Consider the following 14133-nt stretch of genomic DNA (forward strand, 5'->3'; position numbering starts at 1 on the left):
GGGCTTCCGCATGCGCGGCGGGCTTCGGCTAGAATCGCCCCACCTTTTACCGAATTTCCACCGCTTGCAGGATCATGAATATCGACAACGTTAAATTGCGCCGCGAGCGCAGTCTGCTCGTTCTACTCGGTCTCGTCTGTCTCGCGCTCGTGGGGGGCGCGTTGTATCTGCAGTTCGTCGAGCACGAAGATCCGTGCCCGCTGTGCATCATCCAGCGCTATTTCTACCTGCTGATCGCGATCTTCGCGTTTCTCGGTGCGCGGATGCGCGGCTGGACGGGTGTGCGGCTGCTCGAAGTGCTGGCGCTGCTGTCGGCGCTCGGCGGCCTCGTGACGGCGGCGCGGCACGTCTATGTGCAGTCGCATCCGAACTTCAGCTGCGGCTTCGATGCATTGCAGCCGATCGTCGACGGCCTGCCGCCCGCTCACTGGCTGCCGAGCCTGTTCAAGGTTGCCGGTTTGTGCGAAACGCCTTATCCGCCGATTCTTGGGCTCTCTTTGCCTGCGTGGTCGCTGGTTGGGTTTGTAGTGGCGTTTGTGGCGCTGGCGCTCGGGCTTTGGCGTAATCGCGGTGCGCGATAGCAGGTTTTTCTAGGTTTTTGCTGGTTTTTTGCTGGTTTTTTGCTGGCATCCGCGTTTTCGTGTCCGTGCTTCAGGCGTCGCCCCTGTGCGGGGCAGCACCTACTTTTCTTTGCAGCGGCAAAGAAAAGTAGGCAAAAGAAAGCCGCTCACACCGCTAATCCTTCTTCCTGCCTGCGGGCCCCCTACGGGTCCCGCACTCCACACGGCAACACGCTATTTCATGTGCGTTGCCAACGCCTCTGACAGGCGCATCACCCACTCCAGTCACCCGTAGGGCAGCCCGCGGCAGCGAACCGTCCGCGCCGCCCAGGTGGCAAACGGTGTGTAGGGTGTCGCACCTTACGCGTTGGCGCTTCTACGACACCGATCCCGCTTTTCAGTCCGGAGTGGTGCACTTACGTCGCGACGGCCTACACACAGTTTGCCACCTGGGCGGCCGGGGACTTCCTGGTAACGCGGTCCGTGACGCGGGCGTGCGAAGCGGGTGACGCTGCAGTTAGCACGCTGGCAACGGACGTCAGACATTGCGATGCCGTGTGGAGTGCGGGACCCGTGGGGGGCCCGCAGGCAACTACCAGAACTGGCGGGGTTAGCCCGCTTTCTTTGCTTAGGAATCTCTGCAAAAGTCCTGGCATTGACGTGAGCTTGGACTATCCTGGGATCAGGAGACTTCATGGAGTGGCGTGATGACACAACTTGGTCTTGGTCTGGATCTGTCGACGAAGCGCACCCGCAAGCGCGAGTTTCTCGATGAGATGACGCGCGTGGTGCCGTGGCAGAAGCTGATTGCGCTCATCGAACCGCACTATCCGAAAGGCAAGACTGGCCGCCCGCCTTTTCCGATCCAGACGATGCTTCGCATTCACTTCATGCAACAATGGTTCAGCCTCTCGGACCCGGCGATGGAGGAGGCGCTGCACGACATCCCGCTGTACCGGGAGTTCGCGCTGCTGGGCACGGGCATGACGCGGCTGCCTGACGAGAGCACGATCCTGCGATTCCGGCACCTGCTTGAGGCCCATGAGCTGTCGGCCAGAATGCTGGCGACGGTCAACGAGATCCTGCAGGCGAAGGGCCTGATGCTCAAGGCGGGCTCGGCGGTCGACGCAACGCTGATTTCGGCACCCAGTTCGACGAAGAAGGCTGGCACGCGAGACCCGGAGATGAGCCAGACGCAAAAGGGCGGCAGCTGGTACTTCGGTATGAAGGCGCACATCGGAGTCGATGTGGAGTCGGGGCTGGTGCATACCGTCAAGTGCACGCCGGCAAATGTTCACGACATCACGGTGGCGCATGAACTGTTGCACGGCGACGAGGAGGTTGCGTTTGCCGATGCGGGCTACGTGGGCATCGAGAAGCGAGGCGAAACGGGGGCGGTCCAGTGGCACGTGGCGATGAGGCCGAGCAAGCGAAGAAAGCTGGACAAAAGCAAGCGGCTCGACAGAATCTACGAGAAAGTCGAGCGGCTCAAGGCGGGCGTGCGGGCGAAGGTTGAGCACCCGTTTCGGGTGCTCAAATGTCAGTTCGGCTATCTGAAGGCGCGGTATCGAGGCATGGCGAAGAACACGGCGCAGATCGAAACGCAGTTCGCGCTGATCAATCTCTGGTTGGCTCGCGGGGTGCTCGGTAAAGCGAAATGAAGGGCGAAGACGCCCCCAAAGGCGCAGCGTCCATGCGCAAGATGCGACCGGCATCGGTTCAACACAGCGTGAATGGGGACGCGAATTCCACTCCGCGCGTGCCAGTTAGAGATCCCAGGCAGAAAACGGGTTGTTCAGACCTTCCCTTACTTTCTTTGCGGCGGCAAAGAAAGTAAGTGCCGCCCCGCACAGGGGCAACGCTTGCAGCACCGACACGAAAACGCGGATGCCAGCCGAAACCGAAACCGAAAAAGCAAAAAGCAAAAAGCAAAAAAGCAAAAAGCAAAAAAGCAAAAAGCGCCTCATGACCTCCCCCACATATCCCTCATTCGACCAGAGAAATATTTTTGGGACAAAGTGGTGTTATGTTCGAACCTGGATGGCGATCTACGTGCGCGAGGCCGGCTACGGCTCGACCCCATGCGTAACGCGCGCCCGGTCCGCAATGTCTTCAGGATTCGCCGTGACAACGCAAACCATCCGCTTCTACCACCAGGGGACCGTCCGCGAGGTCGGCGGCGTGCCCGCCTCGCGCACCGTGCTCCAGCACCTGCGCGACGACCTGCACTGCACGGGCACCAAGGAAGGCTGCGCGGAAGGCGATTGCGGTGCGTGCACCGTGGTCGTCGGAGAAGCCGATTCCAGCGGACATCTGACGCTCAAGGCCGTCAACGCGTGCATCCAGTTCCTGCCGACGCTCGACGGCAAAGCCCTCTTCACCGTCGAAGACCTGCGCCCGGCCAGCGGCGCGCTGCACCCGGTGCAACAGGCGATGGTCGACTGCCACGGTTCGCAGTGCGGTTTCTGCACGCCCGGCTTCGTGATGTCGATGTGGGCGCTCTACGAGAATCAACCCAAGGGCGCGGGCCTGCCGACACGCGACGAGATCAACACCGCGCTGTCGGGCAATCTGTGCCGCTGCACGGGCTATCGGCCGATCGTCGAAGCGTCGCAGAAGATGTTCGACGAACAGTTGTACCCGCGTGCCGCGCTCGACCGCGCAGCCGTCGTCAAGGCGCTTCAGTCGATCCGGCGCAGCGCCACCTTTGAATACATCGCGCCCGACACCCGCGGCACCTCATTCGGCACATCGGCTTTCTACGCACCCGTCACGCTCGACGCCTTCGCCACGCTGCGCGCGCAGTATCCACACGCCCGCCTGCTCGCGGGCAGCACCGACGTTGGCCTGTGGGTGACCAAGCAGTTCCGCGATCTCGGTGACATCCTGTACATCGGCAACGTCGCCGAACTGAAGGCGATCGAACGCGACGCGCAGACACTGACGATCGGCGCGGCTGCCTCGCTCGAAGACGCGTTCGCCGCCCTCACCGCCGACTATCCGGAACTCGCCGAACTATGGACGCGCTTCGCGTCCCTGCCAATCCGCAATGCGGGCACGCTGGGCGGCAATGTCGCGAACGGTTCGCCCATCGGCGATTCGATGCCGGCGCTGATCGCGCTCGATGCGCGCGTCGTGCTGCAACGCGAGCGCAAGACGCGCACGCTGCCGCTCGATGCGTTCTACCTCGGTTACCAGAAGACGGCGCTCGAAACAGGCGAATTCGTCGCGGCGATTCGCGTGCCGCGTCCCGCGCCCGATCTGCGTTTCCGCACGTACAAGGTTTCGAAGCGCTACGACCAGGACATCTCGGCTGTATGCGCCGCGTTTGCGCTGCGCGTCGCGGACGGCGTGATCGCCGACGCGCGCGTCGCGTTCGGCGGCATGGCCGCGACGCCGAAGCGCGCGCAGCAGGCGGAAGCCGCGCTCAAGGGCGCGTGCTGGGACGCAACCGCAGCGCAACGCGCAATGACAGCGCTCGCCGCCGACTACCAGCCGCTCACCGACATGCGCGCGTCGAGCGCATACCGGATGAAGGTCGCGTGCAATCTGCTGTGGCGCTTCCATCTCGAAACGCGCGACGCCGATCCGCTCGCGTTGCGCGACGTCAACGCATTTGCGTTCGATGCAGGCGCGCGGCACGCCGCGCAGGAGCCGACGTCATGAACAGGCAAACCGAAGCGTTCGTTCATCAGCAAGCGAAGCGCGACGAAGCCGACACGCAAACCGCAATCGGCGTGCCATTGCCGCACGAATCGGCGGCGCTGCATGTGAGCGGGGAAGCGACCTACACCGACGACATCCCCGAACTCCAGCAGACGCTGCACGCGGCGCTCGGCCTGTCGCGGCATGCGCACGCGCGCATCGTGTCGCTCGATCTCGACGCCGTGCGCGCGGCGCCCGGCGTGGTCGCCGTGCTGACAGCCGACGACATCCCTGGCGAAAACAATTGCGGTCCCGTGCTTCACGACGACCCGATACTCGCCGACGGCGAAGTGCTGTATCTCGGCCAGCCCGTCTTCATCGTCGTCGCGCAGAGTCACGAACTCGCGCGGCGCGCAGCGGCGCTCGCGAAAAGCGACGACGTCGTGCGGTACGAGCCGCTCGAAGCCGTGCTGACGGCCGCCGAAGCCAAAGCGAAAAAGCAGTACGTGCTGCCGCCGCTGCATCTGAAGCGCGGCGCGCCCGCCGGGAAGATCGCGCAGGCGCCGCATCGAATCGCAGGCACGTTCGAAGTCGGCGGCCAGGAGCAGTTCTATCTTGAAGGCCAGGTTGCGTACGCCGTGCCGAAGGAAATGGACGGCATGCTCGTCTATAGCTCGACCCAGCATCCGAGCGAAATGCAGCACGTCGTCGCGCATATGTTCGGCTGGCCGACGCATAGCGTGCTATGCGAATGCCGCCGGATGGGCGGCGGCTTCGGCGGCAAGGAATCGCAGTCGGCGCTCTTTGCGTGCGCCGCGTCGCTGGCCGCGCACAAGCTGCGCCGCCCCGTCAAGCTGCGCGCCGACCGCGACGACGACTTCATGATCACGGGCAAGCGTCACGACGCGATCTACGAGTACGAAGCGGGCTTCGACGACGACGGCCGTATTCTCGGCGCCCGCGTCGAGATCGCGCTGCGCGCGGGCTTTTCGGCGGACCTGTCGGGCGCCGTCGCGACGCGCGCCGTGTGCCACTTCGACAACGCGTATTACCTGTCGGATGTCGAGATCGTTGCACTGCCATGCAAGACGAACACGCAGTCGAACACCGCGTTCCGCGGCTTCGGCGGACCGCAGGGCGCGCTCGTGATGGAAGTGATGATGGACGGCATCGCACGCGAACTGAAGCGCGATCCCCTCGACGTGCGCCGGGTGAACTTCTATGGCATCGGCGAGCGCAACGTCACGCCCTACGGTCAAACGGTCGAGGACAACGTGATCGCGCCGCTGACGGACGAGCTGATCGAATCGAGCGGCTATCTCGCGCGGCGCGACGCGATTGCCGCGTTCAACGCGACAAGCCCCGTACTCAAGCGTGGCATCGCGTATTCGCCCGTCAAGTTCGGCATCTCGTTCAACGTGCCGTTCCTGAACCAGGCGGGCGCGCTCGTGCATGTGTACAAGGACGGCTCGGCGCTCGTGAATCATGGCGGCACGGAAATGGGCCAGGGCTTGAACACGAAGGTCGCGCAGGTCGTCGCGAGTGTCTTCGGCCTGCCGCTTGCACGCGTGCGCGTGACGGCGACGGATACGTCGAAGGTCGCGAATACGTCGGCGACGGCCGCCTCGACGGGCAGCGACCTGAACGGCAAAGCCGCCGAAGCCGCCGCCCAGACCATCCGCGAGCGTCTCGCCTCGCTTGCCGCGAAAGAGCTCGGCGGCATGGCCGGCGACGTGACGTTCGTCCACGGCGAAGTGCGCGCGAACGGCGCAGCGATGCCCTTCGCGCAACTCGTCAACGCGGCTTATCTCGCGCGCATCCAGCTGTGGTCCGACGGCTTCTATGCGACGCCGAAAGTGCATTGGGACGCGAAGACCCTGACGGGGCATCCGTTCTATTACTTCGCGTACGGCGCGGCCGTGTCCGAAGTCGTGATCGATACGCTCACGGGCGAATGGAAACTGGTGCGCGCCGACGTGCTGCACGACGCCGGCCAGTCGATCAATCCCGCCATCGATCTCGGCCAGGTCGAAGGCGCCTTCATTCAGGGCATGGGCTGGCTGACGACGGAAGAGCTCTGGTGGAATCGCGACGGCCGTCTGATGACGCACGCGCCGTCGACATACAAGATTCCCGCCATCAGCGACACGCCCGACGCGTTCAACGTGAAGCTGTACGGCAACGACAACGTCGAGCCGACCGTGTTCCGCTCGAAGGCCGTCGGCGAGCCGCCGCTGCTGCTGCCGTTCTCGGTGTTTCTCGCGATCCGCGATGCCGTCGCGGCCACCGCGCCGGGCGCCGCGCACGCGCCGCCGCTGCGCGCGCCCGCGACGCCCGAAGCGATTCTCGACGCGATCGGCGCCATGCAGACACTCAACGCGGGCACGCCCGCTGCAACGATCGATTCGGCCGCCAGTCCAGCTTCACCAGAAGCGGCAGGCGCGGACACGACGGCATAACGCTGCACACGTAAAAGGTGCCGCGCGACACGACCGCGCCGCACGCAAGATCAACCGGCTGCGCGGCCAGCCCGCGCGGCCCAGCACGGAGAACCGCCGGATGCATGCCTGGCTCACCGATCTGCAACACCTGCTCGCGCACGGCGACGCCGTCGTGCTCGTGACGGTCGCCCGCGCCGAAGGCTCGGCGCCGCGCGACGCCGGCACGAAGATGATCGTCACGCGCGACTCGGCGCGTCACACGATCGGCGGCGGGCATCTCGAATGGAAAGCGATCGAAAGCGCGCGCCAGGTGCTGCGCGACGGCATGCGCGCGCCGAACATGCGGCGGCTCGAACGGTTCGCGCTAGGACCGAGTCTCGGCCAGTGCTGCGGCGGTGCGGTGGTGCTCGCGTTCGAGCGGCTCGATATCGCCGATCTCGGCTGGGTCACGTCGCTGGCCAAGCGCATCGCGGCGGGTCGATCGGTGGTGCGTAGCGTATCATTCGGGCCCGCACCCGATGCGGTAATGCTGTCCGACCCGGAGCCGGGCGTCGAAAGCGCCGACTGTCTGCTGTGGGACGGCGCGGGTTTCGACGACAGCAGCGCGCTGCTCACCGAAACCATCGCGCCACGCGATTTCCCCGTCGTGCTGTTCGGCGCGGGACACGTGGGCGCCGCGCTCGTGCGCGTACTCGCGACACTGCCCTGCCACGTGCGCTGGGTCGACGAGCGCGATGCGCAGTTTCCCGAGCCCGATACGCTCGGCGCGTCGAACGTGACGATCGATGCGAACGACGCGCCCGACGAAGCCGTCGACAAGGCCGCGCCGCGCACGTATTTCATCGTGATGACGCACAACCACGCGCGCGACCTCGATCTCGCCGAGCGCATCTTGCGGCGCGGCGACTTCGCGTTTTTCGGCATGATCGGCTCGCACACGAAGCGCAAGCAGTTCGAGCACCGGCTCGCCGCGCGCGGTTTCGATCCCGTCGCGATCGCGCGGATGAAATGTCCGCTCGGCGTGGACGGCATCGTCGACAAGTCGCCGGAGATCATTGCGATTTCGGCGGCCGCGCAACTGCTGCAGGCCGTCGAGGCCAACGCGGCGCATGCTGCGCAGACGGCGTGAACAGTAAAGCATTGGGGGACGTCCGACCCGCCATCGGACGTCGAATAAATCCATCGATAACCCGAATCATTGACCGACCATGACGACAACCACACTGTCCCCTCTAGCTCACAAGACCAGCGGCGCACCGAAGGCCGAGCTGCACATTCATATCGAAGGCTCGCTGGAGCCCGAGCTGATCTTCAAGCTCGCCGAACGCAACGGCGTGAAGCTCGCGTATGACTCGATCGATGCGCTGCGTGCCGCGTACGCGTTCACCGATCTGCAGTCGTTCCTCGACATCTACTATGCGGGCGCGAGCGTGCTGCTGAAGGAAGAGGACTTCTACGACATGACGATGGCGTACGTCGAACGCGCGCTCGCCGACAACGTCGTGCACACGGAAATCTTCTTCGATCCGCAGACGCATACGGAGCGCGGCGTGTCGATTGCGACGGTGGTCGCGGGCATCGAACGCGCGCTGGCCGAAGCGGAAACGCGCGGCCTCACGAGCAAGCTGATTCTGTGCTTCCTGCGCCATCTGTCCGAAGAGGATGCGCTCGCTACCTTCGACGCCGCGCTGCCGCTGTTCGATCAGTACAAACACCGTCTGATCGGTGTCGGCCTCGATTCGTCGGAGCGCGGCCATCCGCCGTCGAAGTTCGAGCGCGTGTTCGCCAAGGCGCGCGACAAAGGGCTGAAGCTCGTTGCACACGCAGGCGAGGAAGGCCCGCCGTCGTACATCTATGAAGCGCTCGATCTGCTGAAAGTGGATCGCGTCGATCACGGCGTGCGCAGCATCGAAGACCCGGCGCTCGTCGCGCGTCTGGCCGACTCGCGCGTGGCGCTCACCGTCTGCCCGTTGTCGAACCTCAAGCTGTGCGTGTTCGACGACCTGACCAAACACACGCTGAAGGCGCTGCTCGACGAAGGCGTCGCCGTCACCGTGAATTCCGACGACCCGGCCTACTTCGGCGGCTACGTCAACGAAAACTACCTCGCGACGATCGACGCCCTCAAGCTCGACGACGCCGAGGTGTACACGATCATCCGCAACAGCTTCGAAGCGTCGTTCGTGACGCCTGCGGAGCGCGACGCGATGATCGCGAAACTCGATGCGCACTGGCGCGCATCTGCTTGACCCTCACAAGTTCGGAGACGGTTTCACTCATGACTCAAACAGCTTTTCGCGCGCAACTGCTGACGTTCAACGGCGATCCTGCGCAATCGTCCAATGCCGCAGTCTTCAACGAAGACGGCCTTCTGATCGTCGAAGACGGACATGTCGTCGCGGCGGGCGCGTATGCGTCCGTCGCGGCGCAGCTCGCACCGGGAACGCAGGTGGTCGAGATGCGCGACAAGCTGATCGTCCCCGGTTTCATCGACACGCATATTCATTTCCCGCAGACGGACATGATCGCGTCGCCCGCGCCCGGTCTTCTGCCGTGGCTCGAGACGTACACGTTCCCGACCGAGCGCGCTTTCAGCGAAGCCGCCGTTGCAGAGGACACGGCGCGCTTTTTCATCGACGAGTTGCTCGCGAGCGGCACGACGACGGCGCTCGTCTACTGCACGGTGCACAAGCAATCGGCCGATGCGCTCTTCACGGAAGCGCAGCGGCGCAACGTGCGGATGATCGGCGGCAAGGTGCTGATGGATCGCAACTGCCCCGAGTTTCTGCGCGACACCGCGCAGTCGGGCTACGACGACAGCGCCGAGCTGATTGCGCGCTGGCACAACAAGGGGCGTCAGATGTACGCGCTCACGCCGCGTTTCGCGCCGACGTCGACGCAAGCGCAGCTTGAAGCGACGGGCGCGCTCGCGAAGCTGCATCCCGATGTGTTCATCCAGAGCCACGTCGCGGAGAATCACGACGAAGTGAAGTGGGTGGCGAGCCTCTTTCCCGGCCATCGCAGCTATCTCGACATCTACGATCACTATGGACTGCTGCGGCCGCGCGCCGTGTATGGGCACTGCATCCACCTCGATGCCGAGGACCGTCGCCGGATGGCGCAGACGCGCGCCGTCGCCGCGCACTGCCCGACATCGAACCTGTTCCTTGGCAGCGGCCTGTTCGATTTCGACAAGGCGGCGGAATCGGGCATGCCTGTCGCGCTTGCCACCGACGTCGGCGGCGGCACGTCGTTCTCGATGCTGCAAACGATGAACGAAGCGCATAAGGTGGCGCGTCTGGGCGGGCATCATCTGACCGCGACGCGGATGTTCTGGCTTGCGACGGCGGGCGCTGCCGAAGCGCTCGATCTTGGCGATAAGGTCGGGACGTTGAAGCCTCATGCTGAGGCAGACTTTATCGTTCTCGATCCGCAGGCGACGCCGTTGCTGGCGCGGCGTACTGCACGTACTGAATCGCTCGAGGAGCTGTTGTTTGTGTTTGCGCTGCTCGGCGATGATCGTGCTGTGTATGAGACTTATGCTGCCGGGAAGCGGGTGCATCGGCGCGATGATGTGCGCCGACATGGAGTTGGGAAGGCGCGGATCGCGGCCTGAGCTTTGCTTTTTGCTTTTTGCTTTTTGCTTTTTGCTTTTTGCTTTTTGGTTTTTGCTTTTTGGTTTTTGCTTTTTGGTTTTTGCTGCGCTGGCATCCGCGTTTTCGTAGCGGTGCTTCATGCGTCGCCCCTGTGCGGGGCGGCACCTACTTTTCTTTGCAGCGGCAAAGAAAAGTAGGCAAAAGAAAGCCGCTCACACCGCTAATCCTTCTTCCTGCCTGCGGGCCCCCCACGGGTCCCGCACTCCACACGGCAACTCACTTTTCCACGCATGTTGCCAGCGCATTGAACAGGCTCATCACCCACTCCAGTCACCCGTAGCGCAGCCCGCGGCAGCGAACCGTCTGCGCCGCCCAGGTGGCAAACGGTGTGTAGCTTGTCGCACCTTACGCGTTGGCGCTTCTACGACACCGATCCCGCTTTTCAGTCCGGAGTGGTGCACTTACGGCGCGACTGCCTACACACAGTTTGCCACCTGGGCGGCTGTGGATTTATCAGTAGCGCGGTCCGTGACGCGGGATTGTGAAGCGGGTGAGGCGTGAGTTAGTACGCGGGCAACGGGCGTGAGACAGTGCGATGCCGTGCGGAGTGCGGGACCCGTTGGGGGCCCGCAGGCAATGACTAGCATTGGCGGGGTTAGCCCGCTTTCTTTGCTTACTTTCTTTGCGGCGGCAAAGAAAGTAAGTGCCGCCCCGCACAGGGGCAACGTATGAAGTACCGATACGAAAACGCGGATGCCAGCAAAAGCAAAAAACCAAAAAACCAAATCATGGCGACTGCGTCGCAGACAAAAACCTACCCCTTACACACCTCATACAACGAATTCAACCGCCGCCCAGCATCGGCAACATAAGGATTCGTCTCATCCCACGCATACCCCGCGAGCACGGCGCTGATCATTCGCCGGATCACCGGCGTCTGCTGCCGATAAAAGATGATGTCCTGCAACTCACCCGAATACCAGCGCTCGACAAACGCGCGAAACGTATCGATACCCTTGCGCAATGGAACGTCATACGCCGACTGCCAATCGACGGCTTCACCCTTCAACTGACGCTCCAACGTAGCCACAGCAAGATGCGCAGAGCGCAACGCAATCGTCACGCCCGATGAGAACACAGGATCGAGAAACTCACCCGCGTTGCCGAGCAGCGCGAAACCCGCCCCATGCAGCCGCTCGACATTCGCCGAGTAGCCACCGATATGCCGCACAGGCATCAAGAACGGCGCAGTGCCGATCAGGCGATTCAGCGTCGGCTCGCTCTGGATCAGTGCACGCAACTTCGCCTCGCGCTCTGCCTCGGGCACGTCGAGGAGCGCGGCTTCCGCTACACACCCCACCGATGAGCGCCCATTCGCGAGCGGAATCATCCAGTACCACACATCGCGATGCTCGGGATGCACGGCCACCGTGATCTTGTTGCGATCGTGCGCTTCGACAGGGATGCCATCGCGCACGTGCGTGAAGATCGCAGCACGCGTCGGCATGCGCGTCGGCGCTTCGAGATTCAGCAGGCGCGGCAGCACGCGCCCGAAGCCGCTCGCATCGAGCACGAATCGCGCGTGCACCTGATACGCATTGCCCGCTTCATCGGCGACGTCGAGCACGGGCTCATCGCCCGTCTTCATCGCGAGCACCGTATGGCCAAAGCGCACGTCCGCGCCCTGCTCTGCCGCACAACGGATCAGCAGATCGTCGAATACCGCGCGCTCCACCTGATACGTCGTGCCCCAGCCGGCCGAATGCTTGTCGCGGAAGTCGTACGCGGACGACTGGTCGCGATACACGAAATGCGCGCCGTTCTTGTACTGAAAGCCCGCTTCGACAACCGCCTGCAACATGCCCGCTTCTTCGAGGTAAGCCATGCTTTGCGGCAACAGGCTCTCGCCAATCGAAAAGCGCGGAAAGTGCTGGCGCTCGAGCACGAGCACCGACCGTCCCGCCTTGCGCAGCAACGCCGCAGCGACCGCGCCGGACGGTCCCGCCCCGATGATGGCCACATCCACCGCAGCGTTCATCGACGAATCCCTATTCATTGATATTCCTTCAAATAACGTCTTGCGCGCGCAACGCTTTGCATCCTTACCAGCGATTACAATGTCGCACAACCATCCCAATCAAAGACCACCGAATCACCATCACCGACCGGGGAATAACGTGCAGTCCACCGAAACATCCAGCGTCGCTCATGGCGTGCCAGGCAATGTGCCGTTCGTGCCGGAGTCCTCGTTCGGCGTCTGGTTCCTGCGTACCCGCACGTGGGAGCATCACGTCCTGCGCGTCGCGATCAACGACCTCAAGCGCCTGATCGACACGCCGCTCCCCGCGTCGCCCGTGATCGTCGATGTCGGTTGCGGCCAGGGTATTTCATTCCGGCTGCTCGCGCAAACATTCAAACCAGAACGCATCATCGGCATTGATTTTCATCAGCCATCGCTCGATCTGGCGAAGCACGCCGCAAGCGTGTGCCGCGATCAGACCGATACCCGTGCGACGCATATCGACGTCCTGCATGGCGACTGCGCCAACCTGCCGCTGCCCGATGCCAGCGCCGACATCGTGTTCTGCCATCAGACGTTCCATCATCTCGTCGAGCAGGAACGCGCGCTCGCCGAATTCCGTCGCGTGCTGAAGCCGGGCGGCGTGCTGCTGTTCGCCGAATCGACGGACGCGTACATCAAGTCGTGGGTGATCCGCCTGCTGTTCCGCCACCCAATGCAGGTGCAGAAGAGCGCAGACGGCTATCTCGACATGATCCGTCACGGCGGCTTCACGTTCGGTGCGCACAACGTATCGTTGCCGTACCTGTGGTGGAGCCGGGCGAAAGACTTCGGCCTGCTCGAGCGTCTCGGCCTCTACGCGCCGAAGCCTGGCAAGCGCCGCGAAACACTGGTCAATGTCGCGGCCGTCAAAACGGACTGACTCCATCGGGCGGCATGCGCGCACGCGCGCCGCCGCCTCTTTCGCTTTACTTCTTCAGCGTCACCACGTCGCCCTTCAACGCGACACCAGCAATCACCGCACCCGCGCCGCACGTGTATTCCGTTGCGCTCTCGCGCACTTCGTTCTTGTAATTGCTCTTGATGTTGATGACGGCATTGCCGCCTTCCTTGCGCGCGCGCTCCTGAAGCTCGATCACGGCCGACAGGAACACGTGCTGGCAGGCCGTCTCGTCGCTCTTGCCGAACGCGTTGGTCTTCTTGTTCGTCGCGAATTCGCCGAAGCTCTTCACCACGCCAGGATGCTTCTGGCCCGCGAAATACAGCGGAATATCGTCGCTGACTTTGCCCGGCTCGCTCGCGAGCGCCTCGGCGACAGGATAGTAGTCGACGGTATTGCGCGCAAATGCGTGCGAGGCCAGACATGCGACGACGGCTGCACAGATCAGGTGACGCTTCATGGTTATTACCCTCGTGGTTGGCGTTCTTATTGCGTTTCCAGCTTGACGACGTCGCCGCGCACGGCAAGTGTCGATCCGTTCAGGCTCGCGCCGCACGTGAATTCCGTCGACGACACCGATTCGTTATGTTGAAAGCGCGTCTTGACGTCGATGACGGCATTGGCGCGCTGCGCGCGTGCATAGTCGCGCAGATCGTCCAGCGCCTTGGCGAGCGCGTTGTTGCAGTTGGCCTCGGGGCTGACATCCGGTTTGCGCGGCACGCGCACGGCGATTTCCTTGTTGCCGAACGACTGCTTCACGGGCGCATGCGCCTGCCCGCCGAAGTAAAGCGCGACGTCCTGGCCGTTCTGCGTCTGGAGCGCGGCCGGCATCGGCAGCGATTTGATCTTCGTGGTGCAGCCAGCCTGCGTGAGTACGACGGCTGCCACCAACCCCAAGGCGATTCTGGTCTTCATTTTTTAGCTTCCGTTT

The 14133-nt window shown here is 63.4% G+C and carries 12 protein-coding genes; 8 read left to right on the forward strand and 4 right to left on the reverse strand.

All coding sequences use genetic code 11. From position 1 onward, the window contains the following. Positions 1 to 74: 74 nt before the first annotated feature. Complete coding sequence (locus FRZ40_RS07245; protein WP_028369139.1) at positions 75 to 581, forward strand: disulfide bond formation protein B; 507 nt, start codon at positions 75 to 77, stop codon at positions 579 to 581. A gap of 686 nt (positions 582 to 1267) precedes the next feature. Further along, positions 1268 to 2221, forward strand: a complete 954-nt coding sequence (locus FRZ40_RS07250) for an IS5 family transposase (protein ID WP_147233004.1) — start codon at positions 1268 to 1270, stop codon at positions 2219 to 2221. 105 nt (positions 2222 to 2326) lie between these two features. Here FRZ40_RS07250 and FRZ40_RS07255 read toward each other — a convergent pair whose 3' ends face one another. After that, on the reverse strand, positions 2327 to 2539 hold the full coding sequence (locus tag FRZ40_RS07255; RefSeq protein ID WP_147233748.1) for a hypothetical protein: 213 nt from the start codon (positions 2537 to 2539) through the stop codon (positions 2327 to 2329). A gap of 145 nt (positions 2540 to 2684) precedes the next feature. Between FRZ40_RS07255 and xdhA the strand changes: the two genes are divergently transcribed. The 5 genes from xdhA (at position 2685) to guaD (ending at position 10262) form a co-directional block, all read left to right on the forward strand. Further along, positions 2685 to 4226, forward strand: a complete 1542-nt coding sequence (gene xdhA / locus FRZ40_RS07260; protein ID WP_193566976.1) for a xanthine dehydrogenase small subunit — start codon at positions 2685 to 2687, stop codon at positions 4224 to 4226. Continuing rightward, positions 4223 to 6664, forward strand: coding sequence for a xanthine dehydrogenase molybdopterin binding subunit (gene xdhB, locus FRZ40_RS07265; RefSeq protein ID WP_147233750.1), 2442 nt, complete (start codon positions 4223 to 4225; stop codon positions 6662 to 6664). Before xdhA ends, xdhB begins: the two co-directional genes overlap by 4 nt. A 100-nt stretch (positions 6665 to 6764) precedes the next feature. Continuing rightward, positions 6765 to 7775 (forward strand): xanthine dehydrogenase accessory protein XdhC, encoded by a 1011-nt coding sequence (xdhC, locus tag FRZ40_RS07270; RefSeq protein ID WP_028369142.1) that lies wholly within the window; start codon positions 6765 to 6767, stop codon positions 7773 to 7775. Positions 7776 to 7854: 79 nt separating this feature from the next. Beyond that, positions 7855 to 8895: an adenosine deaminase gene (locus FRZ40_RS07275; protein WP_028369143.1), complete on the forward strand. Its 1041-nt coding sequence runs from the start codon at positions 7855 to 7857 to the stop codon at positions 8893 to 8895. A gap of 29 nt (positions 8896 to 8924) precedes the next feature. Next, positions 8925 to 10262, forward strand: a complete 1338-nt coding sequence (gene guaD, locus FRZ40_RS07280) for a guanine deaminase (RefSeq protein ID WP_147233751.1) — start codon at positions 8925 to 8927, stop codon at positions 10260 to 10262. A gap of 794 nt (positions 10263 to 11056) precedes the next feature. On the opposite strand, the gene FRZ40_RS07285 is transcribed toward guaD, so the two are convergent. Continuing rightward, the gene (locus FRZ40_RS07285; protein ID WP_147233752.1) at positions 11057 to 12298 is read right to left on the reverse strand and encodes an NAD(P)/FAD-dependent oxidoreductase; all 1242 of its coding nucleotides are present in this window, start codon (positions 12296 to 12298) and stop codon (positions 11057 to 11059) included. 121 nt (positions 12299 to 12419) lie between these two features. Between FRZ40_RS07285 and FRZ40_RS07290 the strand changes: the two genes are divergently transcribed. Next, the gene (locus tag FRZ40_RS07290; protein WP_081767648.1) at positions 12420 to 13184 is read left to right on the forward strand and encodes a class I SAM-dependent methyltransferase; all 765 of its coding nucleotides are present in this window, start codon (positions 12420 to 12422) and stop codon (positions 13182 to 13184) included. Between the two features lie 46 nt (positions 13185 to 13230). On the opposite strand, the gene FRZ40_RS07295 is transcribed toward FRZ40_RS07290, so the two are convergent. Together FRZ40_RS07295 and FRZ40_RS07300 are read right to left on the reverse strand one after the other, a co-directional pair. Beyond that, on the reverse strand, positions 13231 to 13662 hold the full coding sequence (locus tag FRZ40_RS07295; RefSeq protein WP_028369866.1) for an excinuclease ABC subunit A: 432 nt from the start codon (positions 13660 to 13662) through the stop codon (positions 13231 to 13233). Positions 13663 to 13688: 26 nt separating this feature from the next. Beyond that, positions 13689 to 14117, reverse strand: a complete 429-nt coding sequence (locus FRZ40_RS07300; protein ID WP_147233753.1) for a hypothetical protein — start codon at positions 14115 to 14117, stop codon at positions 13689 to 13691. Positions 14118 to 14133 lie beyond the last annotated feature (16 nt).

Source organism: Paraburkholderia azotifigens, assembly GCF_007995085.1.
GTDB lineage: Bacteria > Pseudomonadota > Gammaproteobacteria > Burkholderiales > Burkholderiaceae > Paraburkholderia > Paraburkholderia azotifigens.

Excerpts from the sequence above, each read along its gene's own strand:
- FRZ40_RS07300 (WP_147233753.1), bottom strand. The coding sequence starts at position 14,117 with ATGAAGACCAGAATCGCCTTGGGGTTGGTGGCAGCCGTCGTACTCACG.
- xdhB (WP_147233750.1), top strand. The coding sequence starts at position 4,223 with ATGAACAGGCAAACCGAAGCGTTCGTTCATCAGCAAGCGAAGCGCGAC.
- FRZ40_RS07275 (WP_028369143.1), top strand. The coding sequence starts at position 7,855 with ATGACGACAACCACACTGTCCCCTCTAGCTCACAAGACCAGCGGCGCA.
- FRZ40_RS07295 (WP_028369866.1), bottom strand. The coding sequence starts at position 13,662 with ATGAAGCGTCACCTGATCTGTGCAGCCGTCGTCGCATGTCTGGCCTCG.
- xdhC (WP_028369142.1), top strand. The coding sequence starts at position 6,765 with ATGCATGCCTGGCTCACCGATCTGCAACACCTGCTCGCGCACGGCGAC.
- FRZ40_RS07285 (WP_147233752.1), bottom strand. The coding sequence starts at position 12,298 with ATGAATAGGGATTCGTCGATGAACGCTGCGGTGGATGTGGCCATCATC.
- FRZ40_RS07245 (WP_028369139.1), top strand. The coding sequence starts at position 75 with ATGAATATCGACAACGTTAAATTGCGCCGCGAGCGCAGTCTGCTCGTT.
- FRZ40_RS07250 (WP_147233004.1), top strand. The coding sequence starts at position 1,268 with ATGACACAACTTGGTCTTGGTCTGGATCTGTCGACGAAGCGCACCCGC.
- guaD (WP_147233751.1), top strand. The coding sequence starts at position 8,925 with ATGACTCAAACAGCTTTTCGCGCGCAACTGCTGACGTTCAACGGCGAT.